This is a genomic window from Pseudomonas sp. TE6283 (assembly GCF_054060555.1).
Genome location: NZ_JBSSDH010000002.1, coordinates 370,677 through 389,042 on the forward strand (window position 1 = coordinate 370,677; position 18,366 = coordinate 389,042).

Here is an 18,366-nt window from a genome sequence, read left to right on the forward strand (position 1 = left end):
GAGTGATCAATGAAGAAGCTGCTTGCTGTTGTCGCCGCCGTCGCGGCCTTCTCGGCCCACGCCGAGACCCTGACCGTCGCCGCCACCCCGGTGCCGCACGCCGAGATCCTCAAGTTCATCCAGCCACAGCTGGCCAAAGAAGGCGTGGAGCTGAAGGTCAAGGAATTCACCGACTACATCCAGCCGAACGTGCAGGTCGCGGAAAAGCGCCTGGACGCCAACTTCTTCCAGCACCAGCCGTACCTGGATGAGTTCAACAAGGCCAAGGGCACTCACCTGGTAAGTGTTGCCGGCGTGCACATCGAGCCACTGGGTGTGTATTCGAGCAAGGTCAAGAAGCTCGACGAGCTGCCATCCGGCGCTGCGGTGGTCATCCCCAACGACGCCACCAATGGCGGCCGCGCCCTGCTGCTGCTGGACAAGGCAGGGGTGATCAAGCTCAAGGACAACACGAACATCCTGTCGACCATCAAGGACATCGCCGAGAACCCGAAAAACCTGAAGTTCCGGGAGCTGGAAGCCGCGACCATCCCGCGTGTGCTGACCCAGGTCGATGCCGCCCTGATCAACACCAACTACGCGCTGGAAGCCAAGCTCAACCCGGAAAAAGACGCCCTGGCCATCGAAGGCAAGGACTCTCCGTACGTGAACATCCTGGTGACCCGCGAGGACAACAAGGACGCGGACGCGGTGAAGAAGCTGGTACAGGCCCTGCACTCGCCTGAGGTGAAGCAGTTCATCACCGAGAAGTACAAGGGCGCCGTGGTGCCGGCGTTCTGATCAACGCCTGAAACAATTGCGGGGCAAGCCCGCTCCCACGACTATCACGTGGGAGTGGGCTTGCCCCGCGATGTTTTCTAGCCCCGATCAATCGCGCTTGACCAGACCCGGCAACTGCGCCACCAGCTTCTGGTTGTTGAACGGCGCACGGATGAACCCGCGCTGGCGCCCGTCCGGCCCGACCACCGCCAGGTTGCCGCTGTGATCCACGGTGTAGCCCGGCTTGCTGGTATCGGCCGGGATGAACGGAATGCTCAAGGCATTGGCCAGCTTCTGGGTGTCCTCGGTCGACCCCGCCACCCCGACGAAATCCTTGTCGAAGTAGCCCAGGTACTGTTTGAGCTGGTTCGGCGTGTCGCGGTTCGGGTCGACGCTCACCAGCACCACCTGCAGACGCTCCAGCGCCTCCTTGGGCAACTCGCTCTTCACCTGGCGCAGCTGGGCCAGGGTGGTCGGGCAGATGTCCGGGCAGTAGGTATAGCCGAAGAACAGCAACGACCACTTGCCCTTGAGCTGGTCAAGCACCAGCGGCTGGCCGTTCTGGTCGGTCATGGTGACATCCGGCACGGTGCGGCTCTGCGGCAGCAGGATGATGCCGGCATCGATCAGCTCGGTGGGGTTCAACTGACCACGGTCGTTGAGCACCTTGTTGACGGTCAGGCCCATGATCAGCGCGACCAGGGCAACGAGGATGAAGACGGTTTTCTGGGTTCGGGTCATAGGTTCAGCAACAGGTAGTGGTCTACGAGCAACGCGATGAACAAGGCGAACAGGTAGCCGATAGAGTACTTGAACGTCTTGATCGCCGCGTGCGGCCGGGTGCCACGGTACAACACCCAGGCCCAGTGCAGGAAGCGCAAGCCCAGGACCATGGCACAGGCCAGGTACAACGGTCCGCTCATGTGGATGGCATAGGGCAACAGGCTCACCGCCAGCAATATCAAGGTGTAGAGCAGGATGTGCAGGGCCGTGTAGCGCTCGCCGTGGGTAACGGGGAGCATGGGAATATCAGCTTTTGCGTACTCCTCCTTGCGATGAATCGCCAGGGCCCAGAAGTGCGGTGGCGTCCAGGCGAAGATGATCAGCACCAGCAGCAGTGGTTCGGCGCCCAGGTGCCCGCTGACCGCCACCCAGCCCAGCAACGGCGGAGCCGCTCCGGCCAGGCCACCGATCACGATGTTCTGCGGCGTGGCACGCTTGAGAAAGCCGGTATAGAGCACCGCGTAACCGAGCAGCGAAGCCAGGGTGAGCCAGGCGGTGAGGGGGTTGGTGAAGGCCAGCAGCAGGGCCATCCCCGCCAAGGCCAACAGCAAGGCGAACAGCAAGGCCGGCAAGGGCGCGACCCGGCCCTGGGCCAGCGGGCGCTTGTGGGTGCGGGCCATCAGTGCATCGACGCGGCGGTCGACCACGTGGTTGACCGCCGCCGCAGCCCCCGCGCACAAGCCGATCCCCAGGTTGCCGAACAGCAGGACGCTCCAGGCCACCCCCGCGCGGGTGGCAAGAAACATCCCCACCAGCGAGGTGATCAGCATCAGCACCACCACCCTCGGCTTGGTCAGCTCCATGTAGTCGCGCCATCCGGCGCGCTGGCGTTCCGTGCTCAGAAGCGTCGCCACGAATCGTTCCTCATTTGATGGGAAAGGTGCACGCCGGTCACCGGCGTCAGGCGCCAGCCGTGGCCCACACGGACCTTGTCGACCACGCGGATGCGGTAGTTGACCAGTACCATGCACATCAGCAGCAAGGCGCCACCAGCGTTGTGCGCGACAGCCACGCCCAGGGGCAGGTGGAACAGCACGTTGCTGATGCCCAGGCCCAGTTGCAGCGCCAGCGCCAGCAACACCAGGCGAGCCAGGCCACCCAGGCCGTGGCGGTGCAGCTTCCAGCTCAGGGTCAGCAACACCAGCATGACCAGCAGCGCGCCCAGGCGATGGCTGATATGAATCGCGGTGCGCGCGTCACTGTCCAGTTGCCCACCGAGGTAATTGGGCCCGACGTGCTGGGTCAGGTGGAAGCCGTTGCTGAAGTCGGCCGCAGGCCACCACTGGCCATGGCAGGTGGGCAGGTCGATGCAGGCAACGGCGGCGTAGTTGGCGCTGACCCAGCCCCCCAGGGCGATCTGGCCGATGACCACCAGCAGCGCCAGCGCGGCGATGCGGCGCAGGCTCAGCGGCAGTTTCGGCAATGGCGCAAAGGCCCGGGATAGACGCAGGGAAAGCAGGAAAAGCAGGCTCACGGTGGTGAATCCGCCGAGCAGGTGCGCGGTGACTACCTGGGGCCAAAGCTTCAAGGTAACCGTCCACATGCCGAACGCCGCCTGGGCCAGCACCACGCCCAGCAGCAACACCGGCAGGCGGTAGGGCTGGCCGTCGCGGGCATGCCGGCGCACGGCCTGGAAGGCGAGCAGGGCGATCACCAGCGCCAGGGTGCCGGCGAAATAGCGATGGACCATCTCGGCCCAGCCCTTGGCTTCTTCCACCGGGTGCTCGGGGAAGTGCAGCTCGGCATGGGCCAGCTGGGCATCGGTCTTGGGCACGCTGATGAAGCCATAGCACCCCGGCCAGTCGGGGCAGCCCAGGCCGGCATGGGTCAGCCGGGTATAGGCGCCGAGCAGCACCACCAGCAGCGCCAGCAGGGTGGCGAACACAGCGAGACGGAATCCGGGTCTGGCCATGGCGGCCTCCTAGCCGATGTTGGACAGCTTGAGCAGGTGACGCAGGTCGTCCAGCACATGCTTGCCGTTGACCTTGGCGTCGTAGCGCAGCACCAGGTTGCCGTGGGGGTCGACGATCCACAGCTGCGGGCCCACTTCGCCGACCTTCTGGACATAACGCTGAACATCCAGCGGGTAGCGCCGCAACTGCGGGTATTCGCGGCCCAGCAGGGCCTGGTAGTCGGCGGCCAGCGGTTGGGCCGCCGCCAGGGCATGGCTGGCGCGGCTGGCGTCGCGACCCAGGCCGACCTGGATCTGCCGGGCCAGGTACACCAGTTGCCGGCACTCCTCGGCGCAGGCCTCGGGGGCGCTGACCAGCAGCTGCCAGCGCTCGTCCTGGGCATCGATGCCGATGTCCGCGCGGCCCTCGCCATTGCCGATCATCACGCCGTGATAGCTGCGCCCCTCCGGCACCCAGAACTTGAGCTTGTACATGAAGGTGGCAAGGATCATCGGCCCGAGCACGACGAACAGGATCAGCAACAGTTGCAGACGCCCCCGGGGCTTGCGGTGGTCAGGCGCGTCCAGTGGACTCGTGGCGGCGGCCATGGCGGTTCTCCTTGTCGTTGTGATGCCAGCCGAAGTACAGGTAGAGCAGCACCAGCGTGGTGGCCAGGGCGAACCACTGCACGGCATAGCCCTGGTGCTTTTCCGGCCCCATGGCGACCACCGGCCAGTCCAGGCGGTAGGCGGCCGGACCGGGCTGCAGGCGCAGTTCCTGGGCGAAGCCTTCGCGGCCCAGCTGCTGCCACAGCCCGGCCGGGTCGATGGCCGTCAGCAGTTGCGGCCAGCGGCCATCCGGATTGTCCGGGTGCAGTTGGAAGGTCTTGCCCGGCGCCACGTATACCGTGGTGTCCAGCGCCAGGGCCTGGTCCGGGGTGTCGAAACGCACCGGCACCCGACGGTCGGGCCAGGGCAGCCAGCCGCGATTGACCAGCAGCCACAGCCCGCTGGCCTGGTCGTGGAAAGGTTGCAGCAGCTCGACGCCGGCCTTGCCGTCGCGCATCTGGTTGTCCAGCAGCAGGCTGTGGGTGGCGTCGAAGCGGCCATACAAATGCACGGGATAGAACGCCGGATCCGGCAGCTGGCGCAGTTGATCGACAGCGACCGGCGCCTCGATCTGGCGCTCGGTGTACGCGGCGAGCAGGTCGCGCTTCTCATCGGCGCGGCGCAGTTGCCAGCAGCCGAGCGCGATCAGGCCCGGCAGCAGCGCGAGCACCACCAGGGTCGGCAACAGGCCGGGGCGAAACGGCTTCACCAGGGCCTCGCCAGGTCGAGCGCTATACTTGTACTCATCACCGCATCCCCCTGGAGTTACGCCATGCTCAAGGCCGCGATTGTCCTGATGCTGCTGGCCACCATCGCCAGCCTGTTCAGTGGCCTGGTGTTCCTGGTCAAGGACGACGACCAGTCGACCCGCCTGCTCAAGGCCCTTACCGTGCGTGTCGCCCTCGCCACCCTGACCATCGCGCTGGTGGCCTGGGGCTTTATCAGCGGGCAGTTGGTCTCCCACGCGCCGTTCTGAATTACCTCGATCCCTGTAGGAGCGCGCCGCCCTTCAAAGCACATACACGAATATGAACAACCCCACCCACACCACATCCACGAAGTGCCAGTACCAGCTCGCCGCCTCGAAACCGAAGTGCTTGTCCGGCTCGAAGTGCCCGCGCATCACCCGGCAGAACATCACGAACAGGATCAATGTCCCCAGCGTCACGTGCGCGCCGTGAAAGCCGGTGAGCATGAAGAACGTCGCGCCATAGATCCCCGACCCCAAGGTCAGCCCCAGCTTGTTATAGGCCTCGTGGTACTCGTAGGCCTGCAGCGCAAGGAACCCCAGCCCCAGCAGGATGGTCAGCCCCAACCACAGTTTCAGCGGGCCACGATGGCCTTTGCGCAGGGCATGGTGGGCGATGGTCACGGTCACACTGGAGCTAACCAGCAGAATGGTGTTGATCAGTGGCAGGTGCCACGGGTCGATGACTTCCTTCGGTGGCGGGAACAGTTTCGGGTCCGGCGTGTGCAGCAGCGGCCAGACGAACTCGAAGTTGGGCCAGAGCATGTGCGCCACGCCCTTGGCTCCATCGCCCCCCAGCCACGGCCCGGCCAGCACCCGCACGTAGAACAGCGCGCCGAAGAAGGCCAGGAAGAACATCACCTCGGAGAAGATGAACCAGCTCATGCCCCAGCGGAACGAGCGGTCCATCTGCGCGCTGTACAGGCCGGCATGGCTCTCCTTGACCACCGCGCCGAACCAGCCGAACAGCATGTACGCCAGGAACAGCGCCCCGATGAAGAAGATAAGCGGCCCGTGGGACTCCGGGTGGCCGGCCTTGAGGTCGTTGAACCAGGTGCCCAGGCCGAACACGGTGATGAACATGCCGATCGTGGCGATGATCGGCCACTTGCTCTGCGCCGGGACGTAGTAGTGCTCGTGGCTTGCCATGCTTGATCTCCTTCCCTCAACGGGCGGCCTCGGTCGCGACATGGGCGACCGGCGGGTGGCGAGCGGTGATGTCGAACAGGGTGTAGGCCAGGGTCAGGTGCTTCACCGACTCCGGCAGGTCGCGGTCGACGATGAAGCGCACCGGCATTTCGATGCGCTCGCCCGGCTGCAGCACCTGCTGGGTGAAGCAGAAGCACTCGGTCTTGTGGAAGTACGCCGCAGCCTCGGCCGGGGTGATGCTGGGGATGGCCTGGGCGCTCATCGGCTGGTTGGTCGGGTTGCGGGCGATGAAGATCATCTGGTTCACCGCCCCCGGGTTGACCTCGATCTGGTCGGCGGTGGAATGAAATTCCCAGCTCATGTCGCCGGCGTTGGTGGACATGAACTGCACCCGCACCGAACGCGACGGGTCGCTCACCTGGGTGCCCGCGTACTGCCCGCCGGTCTTGCCGTTGATGCCGAAAGCCTTGCACATCACATCGTAGATCGGCACCAGGGCGAAGCCGAAGGCGAACATCACCACGGTCAGCATCAGCAGGCGGCTGACCAGGCGTTTGAGCGACAGGCCGTCCATGGGCAGGCTCCTACTTCACTTCCGGCGGGGTCTGGAAGGTGTGGTAGGGCGCCGGCGAAGGAATCGACCACTCCAGGCCCTCGGCGCCATCCCAGGGCTTGGCCGGTGCCGGCGCGCCACCGCGGATGCACTTGATGACGATGAACAGGAAGAAGATCTGCGTGGCGCCGAACATGAACGCGCCGATCGACGAGACCATGTTGAAGTCGGCGAACTGCAGGTTGTAGTCCGGGATCCGGCGTGGCATGCCAGCCAGGCCGACGAAGTGCATGGGGAAGAAGGCCAGGTTCATGCCAACGAACGACAGCCAGAAGTGCAATTTGCCGAGGGTTTCGTCATACATGTGGCCGGTCCACTTCGGCAGCCAGTAGTAGGCCGAGGCAAAGATGCCGAAGATCGCCCCGGGCACCAGTACGTAGTGGAAGTGGGCGACCACGAAGTAGGTGTCGTGGTACTGGAAGTCCGCCGGCGCAATGGCCAGCATCAGGCCGGAGAAGCCACCGATGGTGAACAGGATGACGAAGGCGATGGCGAACAGCATCGGTGTCTCGAAGGTCAGCGAGCCTTCCCACATGGTGCTGACCCAGTTGAACACCTTCACCCCGGTGGGCACGGCGATCAGCATGGTCGCATACATGAAGAACAGCTCGCCTACCACCGGGATGCCGACCACGAACATGTGGTGGGCCCAGACGATGAACGACAAGAAGGCGATGGCCCCGGTGGCGTAGACCATCGAGGTGTAGCCGAACAGCGGCTTGCGCGAGAACGCCGGGATGATCGAGCTGACCGCGCCGAAGGCCGGCAGGATCATGATGTACACCTCGGGGTGGCCGAAGAACCAGAACACGTGCTGGAACAAGACCGGGTCGCCACCGCCGGCGGCGCTGAAGAAGCTGGTGCCGAAGTGAATGTCCATCAGCATCATGGTCACCACGCCGGCCAGCACCGGCATCACCGCGATCAGCAGGAACGCGGTGATCAGCCAGGTCCAGACGAACAGCGGCATCTTCATCAGGGTCATGCCCGGGGCGCGCAGGTTGAGGATGGTGGCGATCACGTTGATCGCGCCCATGATCGAGCTGATGCCCATCAGGTGGATGGCGAAGATGAAGAAGGTCACGCTCGCCGGGGCGTAGGTGGTCGACAGCGGGGCGTAGAAGGTCCAGCCGAAGTTCGGCCCGCCACCGGGGCTGAAAAGGGTCGAGACCAGCAGCAGGAACGCCGCCGGCAGCAGCCAGAAGCTGAAGTTGTTCATCCGCGGCAGGGCCATGTCCGGCGCGCCGATCATCAGCGGGATCATCCAGTTGGCCAGGCCGACGAAGGCCGGCATCACCGCGCCGAACACCATGATCAGCCCGTGCATGGTGGTCATCTGGTTGAAGAACGCCGGCTCCACGATCTGCAGGCCGGGCTGGAACAGCTCGGCGCGGATCACCATGGCGAACGAGCCGCCGAGCAGGAACATGGTGAAGGCGAACCACAGGTACATCGTGCCGATGTCCTTGTGGTTGGTGGTCAGCACCCAGCGCATCAGGCCTTTGGCCGGGCCGTGGGCGTGTTCATGACCGTGGGCGTGGTCGTCGATCACTGCACTCATGTCCTGTCTCCTGCAACCCTAAGGCACCGGTTCATTTGCTTTCCGCCTGCTTGAGCGCCAGCACGTCCTTCGGCGTGACCATGTCGCCCTTGTTGTTGCCCCAGGCGTTGCGTTCGTAGGTGACCACGGCGGCGATATCGACTTCCGAGAGTTGCTTGCCGAACGCCGCCATGGCGGTGCCGGGCTTGCCGTGGAAGACGATCCCCAGGTGGGCTTCCTTGGGCCCGGTGGCGATCTTCGAGCCCTTGAGCGCCGGGAACATCGGCGGCAGGCCCTGGCCTTCGGCCTGGTGACAGGCCACGCAGGTGGTGTGGTAGACCTTGTCGCCGCGGGCCACCAGCTCTTCGAGGGTCCAGTCCTTGCTGGTCAGCTCCTTGAGCTTGGCCGCCTCGGCCTTGCGCTCGCCAAGCCAGGTGTCGTAGTCGGCCTTGGACTTCACCTCGACCACCACCGGCATGAAGCCGTGGTCCTTGCCGCACAGCTCGGTGCACTGGCCACGGTAGATGCCCGGCTTCTCGACCCGGGTCCAGGCCTCGTTGACGAAACCGGGAATGGCGTCGCGCTTGACCGCGAAGGCCGGCACCCACCAGGAGTGAATGACGTCGGCGGCGGTCACCAAAAAGCGCACCTTGGCGCCCACCGGCAGCACCAGCGGCTGGTCGACCTCGAGCAGGTAGTGCTCATCCTTCGGCGATTTGTTGTGGATCTGCTCGGCGGGGGTGGCCAGGTTGCTGAAGAACTCGACGTCCTGGCCCAGGTACTTGTAGTGCCACTTCCACTGGTAGCCGGTGACCTGGATGTCGATATCCGAGTCGCTGGCGTCGTAGATGTCGATCAGGGTCTTGGTGGCCGGAATGGCCATGGCCACCAGGATCAGGAAGGGAACCACCGTCCAGAGGATCTCGACCCAGGTGTGCTCATGGAAGTGCGCGGCCTGCTGCCCGGTCGAGCGGCGGTGGATGACCATCGACCAGAACATCGCGCCGAACACCACGATGCCGATGATCACGCAGATCCAGAAGATGGTCATGTGCAGGTCGAACACTGCATGGGAGACTTCCGTCGCCCCAGGCGCCATGTTCACCGTCCATGCTGCCTGTGCCTGACCGAACAACGACCACAGCAACAGGCCCATCCAGACATGTGGATGTCGCATCATTGCGGGTTCCCCTTATCGTTCTTGTAGTCCCGGAGGCGTGGACGACCTGCTACGACAAAGGGGGGAACGGTGGCCAAGACTGCCTGGCTTCGACGACCGAGCCCCCTGCTTAAGGCAGTCGGGCCTCATCAACGAATCACGTTTCACCCGGAGTATAGACACCGACCAATGGTGCGCAACGCAGCACTTGAAATGATCTTCTCTCAACCAAACGTTTGCGCTGAAAGCCTCATGAATACTGGGCCGAGACACGATAATGGCACTTTGATATAGCCAATTTCCTACACGCACGTGCGAGATATAACAAATGCGTCTTAGCTATTCTCGTAAGCAAGCTAACTTAGTGTCTTCCGTTTGTAACCCCATGTCCCTGGAGTTGTCATGAACATCGCTGCTGTACGCGAGCAGATCGAAAATGCCCATCAACATGAGAGCCGTACAGGCCAACTGAAAGCCCGCCTCCAACTGCAACTGCCACACCTGCATCCATCGATCCAACTACCCCAGCAGGATGCCCAGGGTACCTTGGCGCGCTTTGTCGGCGCCTACATCAACGAGGTTCCGAAACTGCTCGAAGCCGCGCACGACGTGGCGCTCGAAGCCGGCATCGAGACGCAGATCAAACCGGTACTGAAGATTGCCGAGGCCTACTTCCTGCAGCCGCCGAGCGTGATGGCGGGGCAGGTCGGGCTGGACTGCCTGCTGGACGAGGCCTACCTGGCGCATCGCCTGGTCGAGGAGGTCAACGACCTGTATATCCGCCATTTCCAGCAACCGCTGATTCCGGTGGATACCACGGTCGCCAACCTGATCGCCCATCAGCTGATCGGCGAGATATTTGCCAACCAGCTGGATGAGGTGGTGCACCATTCGGTGGATGAGATGCTTGATGACGAGAGCTTTGCCGTGGAGTCGGTGGAGGTCTACCGCGACAAGCTGTCGAGCCCGGCAACTGGCGCTGCGTGGAAACGCTGGCCGTGCCTTTCGCGCCAGCTCGGGGTCGAGCTGGGCCAATCGGCCTGAGTAACATTCAAAATCGCCGGGGCCGCTGCGCGGCCCCGGGATCCTCAGATCAGACTAGGCTCCAACCCCCGCCGTAGTCCGCAACCGTCCCTCGACCCGGCGCTTCAGACGCCGCTGCTCCAGCACCAGCCGCGAGCCCTTGGCCGCGCCGCTGCGCCCCCAGTCCTCCAGCAGTTCCAGGCAGGAATGGTCGATATAGCTCAGGTTGCCCAGCGGCACATGCAACGTGGTCCCTTCCGGTACCGTGTCCAGCACCTGGGTCAGCGCCGGCACCTTGAGGAAGGTCGCCGCCCCACTCAGGCGCAGTTCCATGTGCCCCGGCGTGCCCAATGCCACCAGGTTGATCTTCAACCGCGCCGCCTTCAGCGCCAGCTTCAGCAAGGTCAGGGCAAAGCCCAGCAATACGCCGGTCAACAAGTCAGTGAAGATGATCGCAAGGGCCGTCGCCGCATAGGTGAACATCGGCATTCGCCCGTAGCGGCCCAAACCGCGGAACGCCTTGAAGTCCACCAGCTTGACCCCGGTATAGACCAGCACCCCGGCCAGGCTGGCCACAGGTATCTGCTGCAGCACGCTACTCAGCGCCACCACGAAGGCCAGCAGCCAGATACCGTGGAAGATCGCCGAGGCCCGTGTCTGCGCACCGGCCTGGACGTTGGCCGAGCTGCGCACGATCACACCGGTCATCGGCAGCGCACCAAGCACCCCGCAGAGCATGTTGCCGACGCCCTGGGCCGACAGCTCACGGTCGAAGTCCGAACGCTGGCCGCTGTGCATACGGTCGACGGCGGCGGCGGACAGCAAGGTTTCGGCGCTGGCGATGAAGGCCAGGGCGCAGGCCGCCACCAGCAGGGTCGGGTCGGCCAACTTGAGCAGGTCATCCGGACGCAACCAGTCGATGGCTTCGGACAGATCGGCCGGTACCTGAACACGGTTGACCGGCAGTGCCAGCCACAGGCTGACGGCCGTCATCGCCGCCACCCCAAGCAGGGCACCGGGGATGAAGCGCAGCCGCTGCGGGCGCAGGCGCTCCCAGCCCCACATGATGGCGATCGTGCCCAGCCCGAGCGCGCCGGCCTGCCAGCCGTTACCCGCGCTTTCCAGCGGCAGGGCCGAAGTCAGCGTCGCCGGGAAGCCCAGCAGGTTGTCCACGCCCGAGGGCTGTGGCGCCGTGTCGAACATCACATGCACCTGGGACAGCACGATCAGCACGCCGATCCCGGCAAGCATGCCATACACCACCGCCGGCGCCGTGACCCGGAACCAACAGCCCAGGCGCAGGCGCCCGGCCAGCAGTTGCAGCAGGCCGGCCAGCAGCAGGATCGGCCCGAGCATCGCCACGCCATGCTGGCGCACCAGTTCGAACACCAGCACTGCCAATCCCGCCGCCGGGCCGCTGACCTGCAATGGCGAGCCGGCGAGAAAGCCCACCACGATACCGCCAATGATGCCGGTGATCAGTCCTTTGGCCGGTGGCATGCCCGAGGCGATGGCAATGCCCATGCACAACGGCAGGGCGACCAGGAAAACCACCACCGAAGCCAGCAACTCGCGCGGCAGGGCCGCCTTTATCTGTGTCATGTTCACCATGTAGCTCCTTTCTCGATTCACGGCCATTCCGCTGGCCGCTAGCACGGGGAACCCTGAATGACGCGCAGGCGCGGGCCGCCAGCGGGTCTGCCGGCAAGGCATTCAGGGAGATTCAAGGCAGGCGAAGGCCGCGCCGCACCCGTCGGGTGCAGCCGGCAATCAAGGCTTGTTCAGCGTGTTCGGGTCGCTTAGTAGCGGCCTCTCGGTGTGGCAGAGGGGATCGGCTCGCCAGCGGTCAGCGGCAGGAAGCGATCGCTGGCGGCATCGTAGGCTTCGATCTGGCTGGTTTCGATGTCGTAGATCCAGCCATGGATGTGCAGCTGTCCGGCGGCCAGGCGCGAAGCGACCGACGGATGGGTACGCAGGTGGTGCAGCTGGGCGATGACGTTTTCCTTGGTCACCAGCTGCATGCTTTCGTGCTCGCTGCCGCAGGAGCAGTTGTCCTCGATCACGGTCCGCGCCACTTCGGCATGGCGCAACCAGGCGGAAACGGTCGGCATCTTGCTCAGCGACTGTGGGTTGAGCACCGCGCGCATGGCGCCGCAGTCGGAGTGACCGCAGACGATGATGTGGTGCACGCCCAGCGCCAGCACCGCGTATTCAATGGCGCTCGACACACCGCCGTTCATCTGGCCATACGGCGGCACGACGTTGCCGACGTTACGGGTGACGAACAGGTCGCCCGGCGAGCTCTGGGTAATCAGCTCAGGCACGATGCGCGAGTCGGCGCAGGTGATGAACATGGCGCGCGGCTTCTGCGCGGTGGCCAGTTTCTTGAACAGCTCTTGCTGCTCGGGGAAGACTTCGGTGTGGAACCGCAGGAAGCCGTCGACGATATGCTTGAGGGCGGCATCGGCGCTTTCGGCGGGTGCGGCCGGGACAACCTTGGATGGGTCCTTGACGGGCATGATTCATCCTCTTGACGGTTTGAAAGTGAATGCCATGTTACCGGGGAAAGATTGGAGTGACGCGGGGATTTAGATGACGCGCACGGGTAAATAATCACAGTCACTGCTGACTCATGACTCACGCTAGCGTAGGAAACTTAACTGAAACTTAATTGCGCAGGCTCTAGAACGGGCGTTCTGGATAGGCGGGGAGAGCATCGGATAATAGCAAAAAAGCATCAGATGCCAAGCATCATGAGTGAAATTACAGGGTTGTTTTAGTTGCGCTGATGCAGCGCACAGGGTGACAGCAGCCTCTACGCGTGGCGAATGTCGTCAGAAAGCCAACAAAACGCTCTAGTACGCGCTTTCTGACAACATTGATGTCGCTCTTCCGATTTTTTGCAGGCACTTAGCCAGTATAGGATGCGCGTCCTTCGTCACCGCCAGACACGGACCGTCATGCGCCGCCGCACTCCCTTGATCCACACCACCTTCCTGGCAAGCCTGTGCATGTGCACGACATTGCTTGCCGAGCCGCAACGCGCCGAACTGCTGCAGGTCTATCAGCACGCCGTCGAACAGGATGCGCGCCTGAGCGCCGCCCGCCACGAGTTCCAAGCCCTCAGCGAACGCGTACCGCAAGCACGGGCGGGGCTGCTGCCAACCCTCAATGCCGGCGCCACCTTCGAAAGCACCCGCATGCAGCGCGACGAGCCCGCGCTCACCCGTACCCGCAGCGGCATGGTCTACCAGGCCAACCTCAACCAACCGCTGCTGCGCCTGGACCGCTGGTACGCCCTCAAGGCCGCCGAGGCCGGCACGGCACAAGCGGGCCTGGACCTCGCTGCAAAGGAACAGTCGCTCATCCTGCAAACCGCAGAAGCCTATTTCGATACCCTGCGCGCGCTCGATGCGCTGGCCGCGGCCAAGGCCGAAGCCAAGGCGCTCAAGCGCCAGCAGGAACAGGCCCAGGGACGTCTGGCCAACGGTGCCTCCAGCATCACCGATGTGCTCGATGCCCAGGCGGCCTACGACAACGCCAGCGCCAACCGTCAACTGGCGCAACGCAAGGTCGATGATGCCTTCGAAGTCCTGTATCGCCTCACTCGCCAGGACTATGCGCAGATCGCCGGCATCGCCCACCAACTGCCGGTGCAGCCGCCAGTGCCCAACGATGCCAGCACCTGGGTAGACCAAGCGGTGCAGAGCAACCTCAGCCTGCTCTCCAGCGGACACGCCGTTGATGCCGCCGTGCAGGCCAGTCGCCAACGCAAAGCCGGACATGCTCCCACCCTGGATGCCGTCGCTTCCTATCGCAAGGGCGACAACGACCGTTTCGGCTACAGCAACCCGACCGACTTCGGCCGCAACGGCTACCGCGACGACATTGCCCAGGGCACCTTGGGGCTGGAGCTGAACATTCCACTGTACGCAGGCGGATTGACCAGCTCGCAGGTCCGTGAGGCAGGGGAACGCCTGGCGCAGAGCGAAGACGAACACGAAGACCGCCGTCGCGAAGTGGTGCTGCAGACCCGCAACCTGCACCGGGCGGTCAACGCCGATGTGGAACAGGTCCAGGCCCGCCAGCAAAGCATCCGTTCCAGCCAGGCCTCGCTGAAGGCCAACCAGGTGGGCCGGGCACTCGGCTCACGCAACACCGCCGATGTACTCAATGCCGAACGCCAGCTGTACCGAGCCGTGCGCGAATACAACGACGCCCGCTACGACTACATCATCGACTCGCTGAAGCTCAAGCAGGCCGCCGGCAGCCTGGCCCCCCAAGACCTGCTTGAGCTGTCCCACTACTTGAGCCGGGACTACGACCCGGACCGCGACTTCCTGCCGCCAGAGGCCAGGCGGCCTGTCGCCGGCTAAACAACCGAATGAAATAACAATCATTTGATGGTGGCAAAATGATTATAAAATTTTGCAAACTCCGCTAACCTATTGAAATAGGTAGCTTTACCAGGCCATACCAGCCTGCATGGACGCGTTATGAGTGAACACCAAACAGGCACCCCGGACACCGGACTGATCTGCCTGCTGATGCTGGCCCGTTTCCACAACGTGGCAGCCTCTGGCGAACAGCTGGCCCACGAATTCACCGATGGCCAGCAAGCCTTCGCCACCCCGCAAATACTGCTGGCTGCGCGCAAGCTCGGGCTCAAGGCCAAACGCGTCGAGACCCGCGCAGAGCGCCTGGCGCAGACGCCACTGCCGGCGATTGCCGCCGACCGTGAGGGCGGCTTCTTCATCATCGCCCGCCTGGACCAGGGCAAGGTCCTGATCCAGGATCCGCGTGCCGAGCGACCCGAGGTCATCGACCTGGCCACCCTCGAGCAACGCTGGAGCGGCGAGTTGCTGCTAGTGCGCAGCGAAGCACTGGCCCCCGGCGAATCCTCGCGCTTCGACTTCACCTGGTTCATCCCGGCCATCGTCAAGCATCGCAAGCTGCTCGGCGAAGTGACCCTGGTGTCCTTCGTGCTGCAGATCTTCGCCCTGCTCACGCCGCTGTTCTTCCAGGTGGTGATGGACAAGGTGCTGGTGCACCACGGCCTGACCACCCTGGACGTGATCGCCATCGGCCTGCTGGGCATCATGCTGTTCGAATCCGCCCTGAGCGGGCTGCGCAGTTTCGTCTTCGCCCACACCGCCAGCCGCATCGACGTCGAACTGGGCTCACGCCTGTTCCACCACCTGATCCACCTGCCGCTGGCCTACTTCCAGGCGCGCCGGGTCGGTGACTCGGTGGCGCGGGTGCGCGAGCTGGAGAACATCCGCAACTTCCTCACCGGCAACGCCATCACCCTGGTGATGGACGTGTTGTTCTCGGTAGTGTTCATCGCCGTGATGTTCTACTACAGCGGCTGGCTGACCCTGGTGGTGGTAGCTTCGTTGCCGCTGTACGCGCTGGTATCGCTGTTGATTACCCCGCTGCTACGCCAGCGCCTGCAGGACAGCTTCAACCGTGGCGCCGAGAACCAGGCATTCCTGGTCGAGACGGTCAACGGCATCGACACCCTCAAGTCGATGGCCGTCGAGCCGCAGGTCCTGCGGCGCTGGGACAACCAGCTGGCGGCCTACGTCGCCGCCGGCTTCAAGACCCAGACCTTGTCGACCCTGGCCAACGAAAGCGTCGGCCTGATCGGCAAGCTGGTGACCGTCGCCACCCTCTGGCTCGGCGCCCGCCTGGTGATCGACGGCCAGCTCACGGTCGGCGAGCTGATCGCCTTCAACATGCTGGCCGGACGCGTGGCCCAGCCGATCATGCGCCTGGCCCAGCTGTGGACCAGCTTCCAGCAGACCGGTGTGTCAGTGCAGCGTCTTGGCGACATCCTCAACACCCGCACCGAGCTTGCCAGTTCGGCACGCAGCGCCTTGCCGCCCCTGCAAGGCCGCATCGAGTTCGACCAGGTGCATTTCCGCTACCGTGCCGACGGCTCGGAGATCCTGCGCGGGGTCAACCTGTGCATTGAACCTGGCGAGGTGATCGGCGTGGTCGGGCGCTCCGGCTCCGGCAAGAGCACCCTGACCCGACTGCTGCAGCGGCTCTATGTGCCAGAACGTGGGCGTGTGCTGGTCGACGGCATGGACCTCGCCCTGGCCGATGCCTCCTCGCTGCGCCGACAGATCGGCGTGGTGCAGCAGGACAACCTGCTGTTCAACCGCAGCATCCGCGAGAACATCGCCCTGGCCGACCCCGGCACCCCGCTGGAAACCGTCATGCAGGCCGCGCGCCTGGCCGGCGCACACGATTTCATCCTCGAGCTCGCCGAAGGCTACGACACGATGGTGGGTGAACACGGCGCCTCGCTCTCGGGCGGGCAACGCCAGCGTATCGCCATTGCCCGGGCGCTGATCGGCGACCCGCGCATCCTGATCTTCGACGAGGCCACCAGCGCGCTGGACTACGAGTCCGAACGCATCATTCAGCAGAACATGCGTTCGATCTGCCAGGGGCGCACGGTGATCATCATCGCCCATCGCCTGTCCGCCGTGCGCGATGCCAACCGCATCGTCGTGGTGGACCGTGGGCAGATCGTCGAACAAGGCAGCCACGCCGAACTGCTCGCGCACCAGGCCGGGCACTACGCCAGGCTGCACCGCCTGCAACAGGGCTGATCCTCTCACCACCTCATACCAAGGAGAGGCCATGTCCGCCTATTCAAGCCTCTGGCAGCGCTACCGCGAGGCCTGGCAGCAAGCCTGGCGCCAGCGCAAGGCGCTTGACGCGCCTGCGCGTGCCGCCCACGAAATCGAGTTCCTGCCCGCCGCCCTGGCCCTGCAGGAACGTCCACCGCACCCGGCGCCGCGGGTGTTTGTCTGGAGCATCATGGGCTTTGCCGCCCTGGCCCTGCTGTGGGCCTGCCTCGGTCATATCGACGTGGTCGCGGTGGCCACGGGCAAGGTGGTGCCGAGCGGTCGCACCAAGCTGGTTCAGCCCAGCGAGACGGCGGTGGTCAAGGCCATCCACGTCAGCGATGGCCAGCGGGTCAAGGCTGGCGAGTTACTGCTCGAACTCGACCCGACCACCGCCGACGCCGATGTGCGTCGCAGCGAAAGCGAACTGCTGGCCGCGCGCATCGACGTGGCGCGCAGCAGCGCGATGCTCCAGGCCATCGCCAGCGGCCAGCCTCCGCAGGGGCTGCAAGGCGACATCGAGCATGCCGACGCGCTGCAGGTGCAGGATGCCGAACGCTGGCTGCAGGGGCAGTACCAGGAATACCGCAACAACCTCGACCAGGTCGATGCCGAGATCCAGCAGCGCGGCGCCGAGATCCAGGCCGCACAGGTGCAGGTGGCGAGCCTGCGCAAGACCCTGCCGATCGCCACGCAGCTGGCCCGGGACTACCAGAACCTGCTGGAGCAGCAGTACGTGGCCCGCCACGAATACCTCGACAAGGAACAGGCCCGCCTCGACCTGGAGCGCCAGCTGCAGGTGCAGCAAGCCAGCGTGCTGCAGTCGACCGCCGCGCAGTCCGAGGCCCGCCGCCGCCGCGAGGGCGTGGTGGCCCAGGCCCGGCGCAGCCTGCTCGACCTGCAGCAGACCGCCGGGCAGAAAGTCGCCAGCCTGCGCCAGGAACTGGCCAAGGCGCGCTACCAGGAAGCCCGCACGCAACTGCTGGCCCCGGTCGACGGCACCGTCCAGCAGCTGGCGGTGCACACCGTCGGCGGCGTGGTCACCCCGGCCCAGGCGTTGATGGTCATCGTGCCCGGTGACCAGCCGGTGGAGGTCGAGGCACTGCTGGAGAACAAGGACGTCGGCTTCGTCCAGGTCGGGCAGGCAGTCACGGTCAAGGTCGAGACCTTCACCTACACCCGCTACGGCACGGTACAGGGCGAAGTGCTGAGCGTGTCGCGCGACGCCATCGAGGACGAACGCCGCGGGTTGGTGTACAGCAGCCGCATCCGCCTGGCCAGCGACCACCTGCAGGTCAATGGCCAGGCCGTGGCGCTGACGCCGGGCATGGCGGTGAGCGCCGAGATCAAGACCGATAAGCGGACGGTGATCGATTACTTCCTGAGTCCGTTGCAACAGCATGCGCAAGAAAGTTTGCGGGAACGATAACGCTTGAGACCTGGGCTGGCTT

The 18,366-nt window shown here is 64.6% G+C and carries 17 protein-coding genes; 6 read left to right on the forward strand and 11 right to left on the reverse strand.

All coding sequences use genetic code 11. From position 1 onward, the window contains the following. Positions 1–9 precede the first annotated feature (9 nt). Positions 10–780, forward strand: a complete 771-nt coding sequence (locus ACVWZ5_RS05325) for a MetQ/NlpA family ABC transporter substrate-binding protein (protein WP_084940964.1) — start codon at positions 10–12, stop codon at positions 778–780. 87 nt (positions 781–867) lie between these two features. On the opposite strand, the gene ACVWZ5_RS05330 is transcribed toward ACVWZ5_RS05325, so the two are convergent. From ACVWZ5_RS05330 to ACVWZ5_RS05350, 5 genes are read right to left on the reverse strand one after another with little or no spacing between them, the layout of a single operon-like run. After that, complete coding sequence (locus ACVWZ5_RS05330; RefSeq protein ID WP_084940961.1) at positions 868–1,500, reverse strand: SCO family protein; 633 nt, start codon at positions 1,498–1,500, stop codon at positions 868–870. Continuing rightward, positions 1,497–2,396 carry a heme o synthase gene (cyoE, locus tag ACVWZ5_RS05335; protein WP_457340454.1) on the reverse strand — a complete coding sequence of 300 codons (900 nt, stop codon included), beginning with the start codon at positions 2,394–2,396 and terminating at the stop codon, positions 1,497–1,499. The genes ACVWZ5_RS05330 and cyoE overlap by 4 nt, the downstream gene beginning before the upstream one ends. Then, positions 2,381–3,454, reverse strand: coding sequence for a COX15/CtaA family protein (locus ACVWZ5_RS05340; RefSeq protein WP_028688689.1), 1,074 nt, complete (start codon positions 3,452–3,454; stop codon positions 2,381–2,383). Before ACVWZ5_RS05340 ends, cyoE begins: the two co-directional genes overlap by 16 nt. 9 nt (positions 3,455–3,463) lie before the next feature. Beyond that, positions 3,464–4,042, reverse strand: a complete 579-nt coding sequence (locus tag ACVWZ5_RS05345; protein ID WP_028688690.1) for a hypothetical protein — start codon at positions 4,040–4,042, stop codon at positions 3,464–3,466. Then, positions 4,008–4,751 (reverse strand): SURF1 family protein, encoded by a 744-nt coding sequence (locus tag ACVWZ5_RS05350; RefSeq protein WP_062572367.1) that lies wholly within the window; start codon positions 4,749–4,751, stop codon positions 4,008–4,010. The genes ACVWZ5_RS05345 and ACVWZ5_RS05350 overlap by 35 nt, the downstream gene beginning before the upstream one ends. Positions 4,752–4,814: 63 nt before the next feature. Between ACVWZ5_RS05350 and ACVWZ5_RS05355 the strand changes: the two genes are divergently transcribed. Continuing rightward, positions 4,815–5,018, forward strand: a complete 204-nt coding sequence (locus ACVWZ5_RS05355) for a twin transmembrane helix small protein (RefSeq protein WP_028688692.1) — start codon at positions 4,815–4,817, stop codon at positions 5,016–5,018. Between the two features lie 33 nt (positions 5,019–5,051). On the opposite strand, the gene ACVWZ5_RS05360 is transcribed toward ACVWZ5_RS05355, so the two are convergent. The 4 genes from ACVWZ5_RS05360 to coxB are packed head-to-tail and all read right to left on the reverse strand — an operon-like array spanning position 5,052 to position 9,272. Next, positions 5,052–5,939, reverse strand: coding sequence for a cytochrome c oxidase subunit 3 (locus ACVWZ5_RS05360; RefSeq protein WP_062572366.1), 888 nt, complete (start codon positions 5,937–5,939; stop codon positions 5,052–5,054). A 16-nt stretch (positions 5,940–5,955) separates the two neighbouring features. Beyond that, positions 5,956–6,513: a cytochrome c oxidase assembly protein gene (locus tag ACVWZ5_RS05365; protein ID WP_028688694.1), complete on the reverse strand. Its 558-nt coding sequence runs from the start codon at positions 6,511–6,513 to the stop codon at positions 5,956–5,958. Positions 6,514–6,523: 10 nt separating this feature from the next. Next, positions 6,524–8,113, reverse strand: coding sequence for a cytochrome c oxidase subunit I (gene ctaD / locus ACVWZ5_RS05370; RefSeq protein ID WP_023628965.1), 1,590 nt, complete (start codon positions 8,111–8,113; stop codon positions 6,524–6,526). A 31-nt stretch (positions 8,114–8,144) separates the two neighbouring features. Continuing rightward, positions 8,145–9,272, reverse strand: a complete 1,128-nt coding sequence (gene coxB / locus ACVWZ5_RS05375; protein ID WP_028688695.1) for a cytochrome c oxidase subunit II — start codon at positions 9,270–9,272, stop codon at positions 8,145–8,147. Between the two features lie 381 nt (positions 9,273–9,653). Here coxB and ACVWZ5_RS05380 point away from each other — a divergent pair, with 381 nt between their 5' ends. Further along, on the forward strand, positions 9,654–10,295 hold the full coding sequence (locus ACVWZ5_RS05380) for a hypothetical protein (protein ID WP_062572364.1): 642 nt from the start codon (positions 9,654–9,656) through the stop codon (positions 10,293–10,295). 54 nt (positions 10,296–10,349) lie between these two features. Here ACVWZ5_RS05380 and ACVWZ5_RS05385 read toward each other — a convergent pair whose 3' ends face one another. Further along, entirely contained in the window at positions 10,350–11,885 is a 1,536-nt protein-coding gene (locus ACVWZ5_RS05385; protein ID WP_189660275.1) for a SulP family inorganic anion transporter, read from the reverse strand. A 188-nt stretch (positions 11,886–12,073) separates the two neighbouring features. Continuing rightward, positions 12,074–12,793: a carbonic anhydrase gene (locus ACVWZ5_RS05390; RefSeq protein ID WP_028688698.1), complete on the reverse strand. Its 720-nt coding sequence runs from the start codon at positions 12,791–12,793 to the stop codon at positions 12,074–12,076. A 441-nt stretch (positions 12,794–13,234) separates the two neighbouring features. On the opposite strand from ACVWZ5_RS05390, the gene ACVWZ5_RS05395 reads away from it, so the two are divergent. The 3 genes from ACVWZ5_RS05395 to ACVWZ5_RS05405 all read left to right on the forward strand — a co-directional run bounded on the left by ACVWZ5_RS05395 (position 13,235) and on the right by ACVWZ5_RS05405 (position 18,344). Continuing rightward, the gene (locus ACVWZ5_RS05395; RefSeq protein ID WP_081100188.1) at positions 13,235–14,650 is read left to right on the forward strand and encodes a TolC family outer membrane protein; all 1,416 of its coding nucleotides are present in this window, start codon (positions 13,235–13,237) and stop codon (positions 14,648–14,650) included. 120 nt (positions 14,651–14,770) lie between these two features. Continuing rightward, positions 14,771–16,897 carry a type I secretion system permease/ATPase gene (locus tag ACVWZ5_RS05400; RefSeq protein ID WP_084940953.1) on the forward strand — a complete coding sequence of 709 codons (2,127 nt, stop codon included), beginning with the start codon at positions 14,771–14,773 and terminating at the stop codon, positions 16,895–16,897. Positions 16,898–16,928: 31 nt separating this feature from the next. After that, a complete protein-coding gene (locus tag ACVWZ5_RS05405) occupies positions 16,929–18,344 on the forward strand; it encodes an HlyD family type I secretion periplasmic adaptor subunit (RefSeq protein ID WP_062572362.1) in 1,416 nt (471 codons plus the stop codon). Positions 18,345–18,366: the final 22 nt, after the last annotated feature.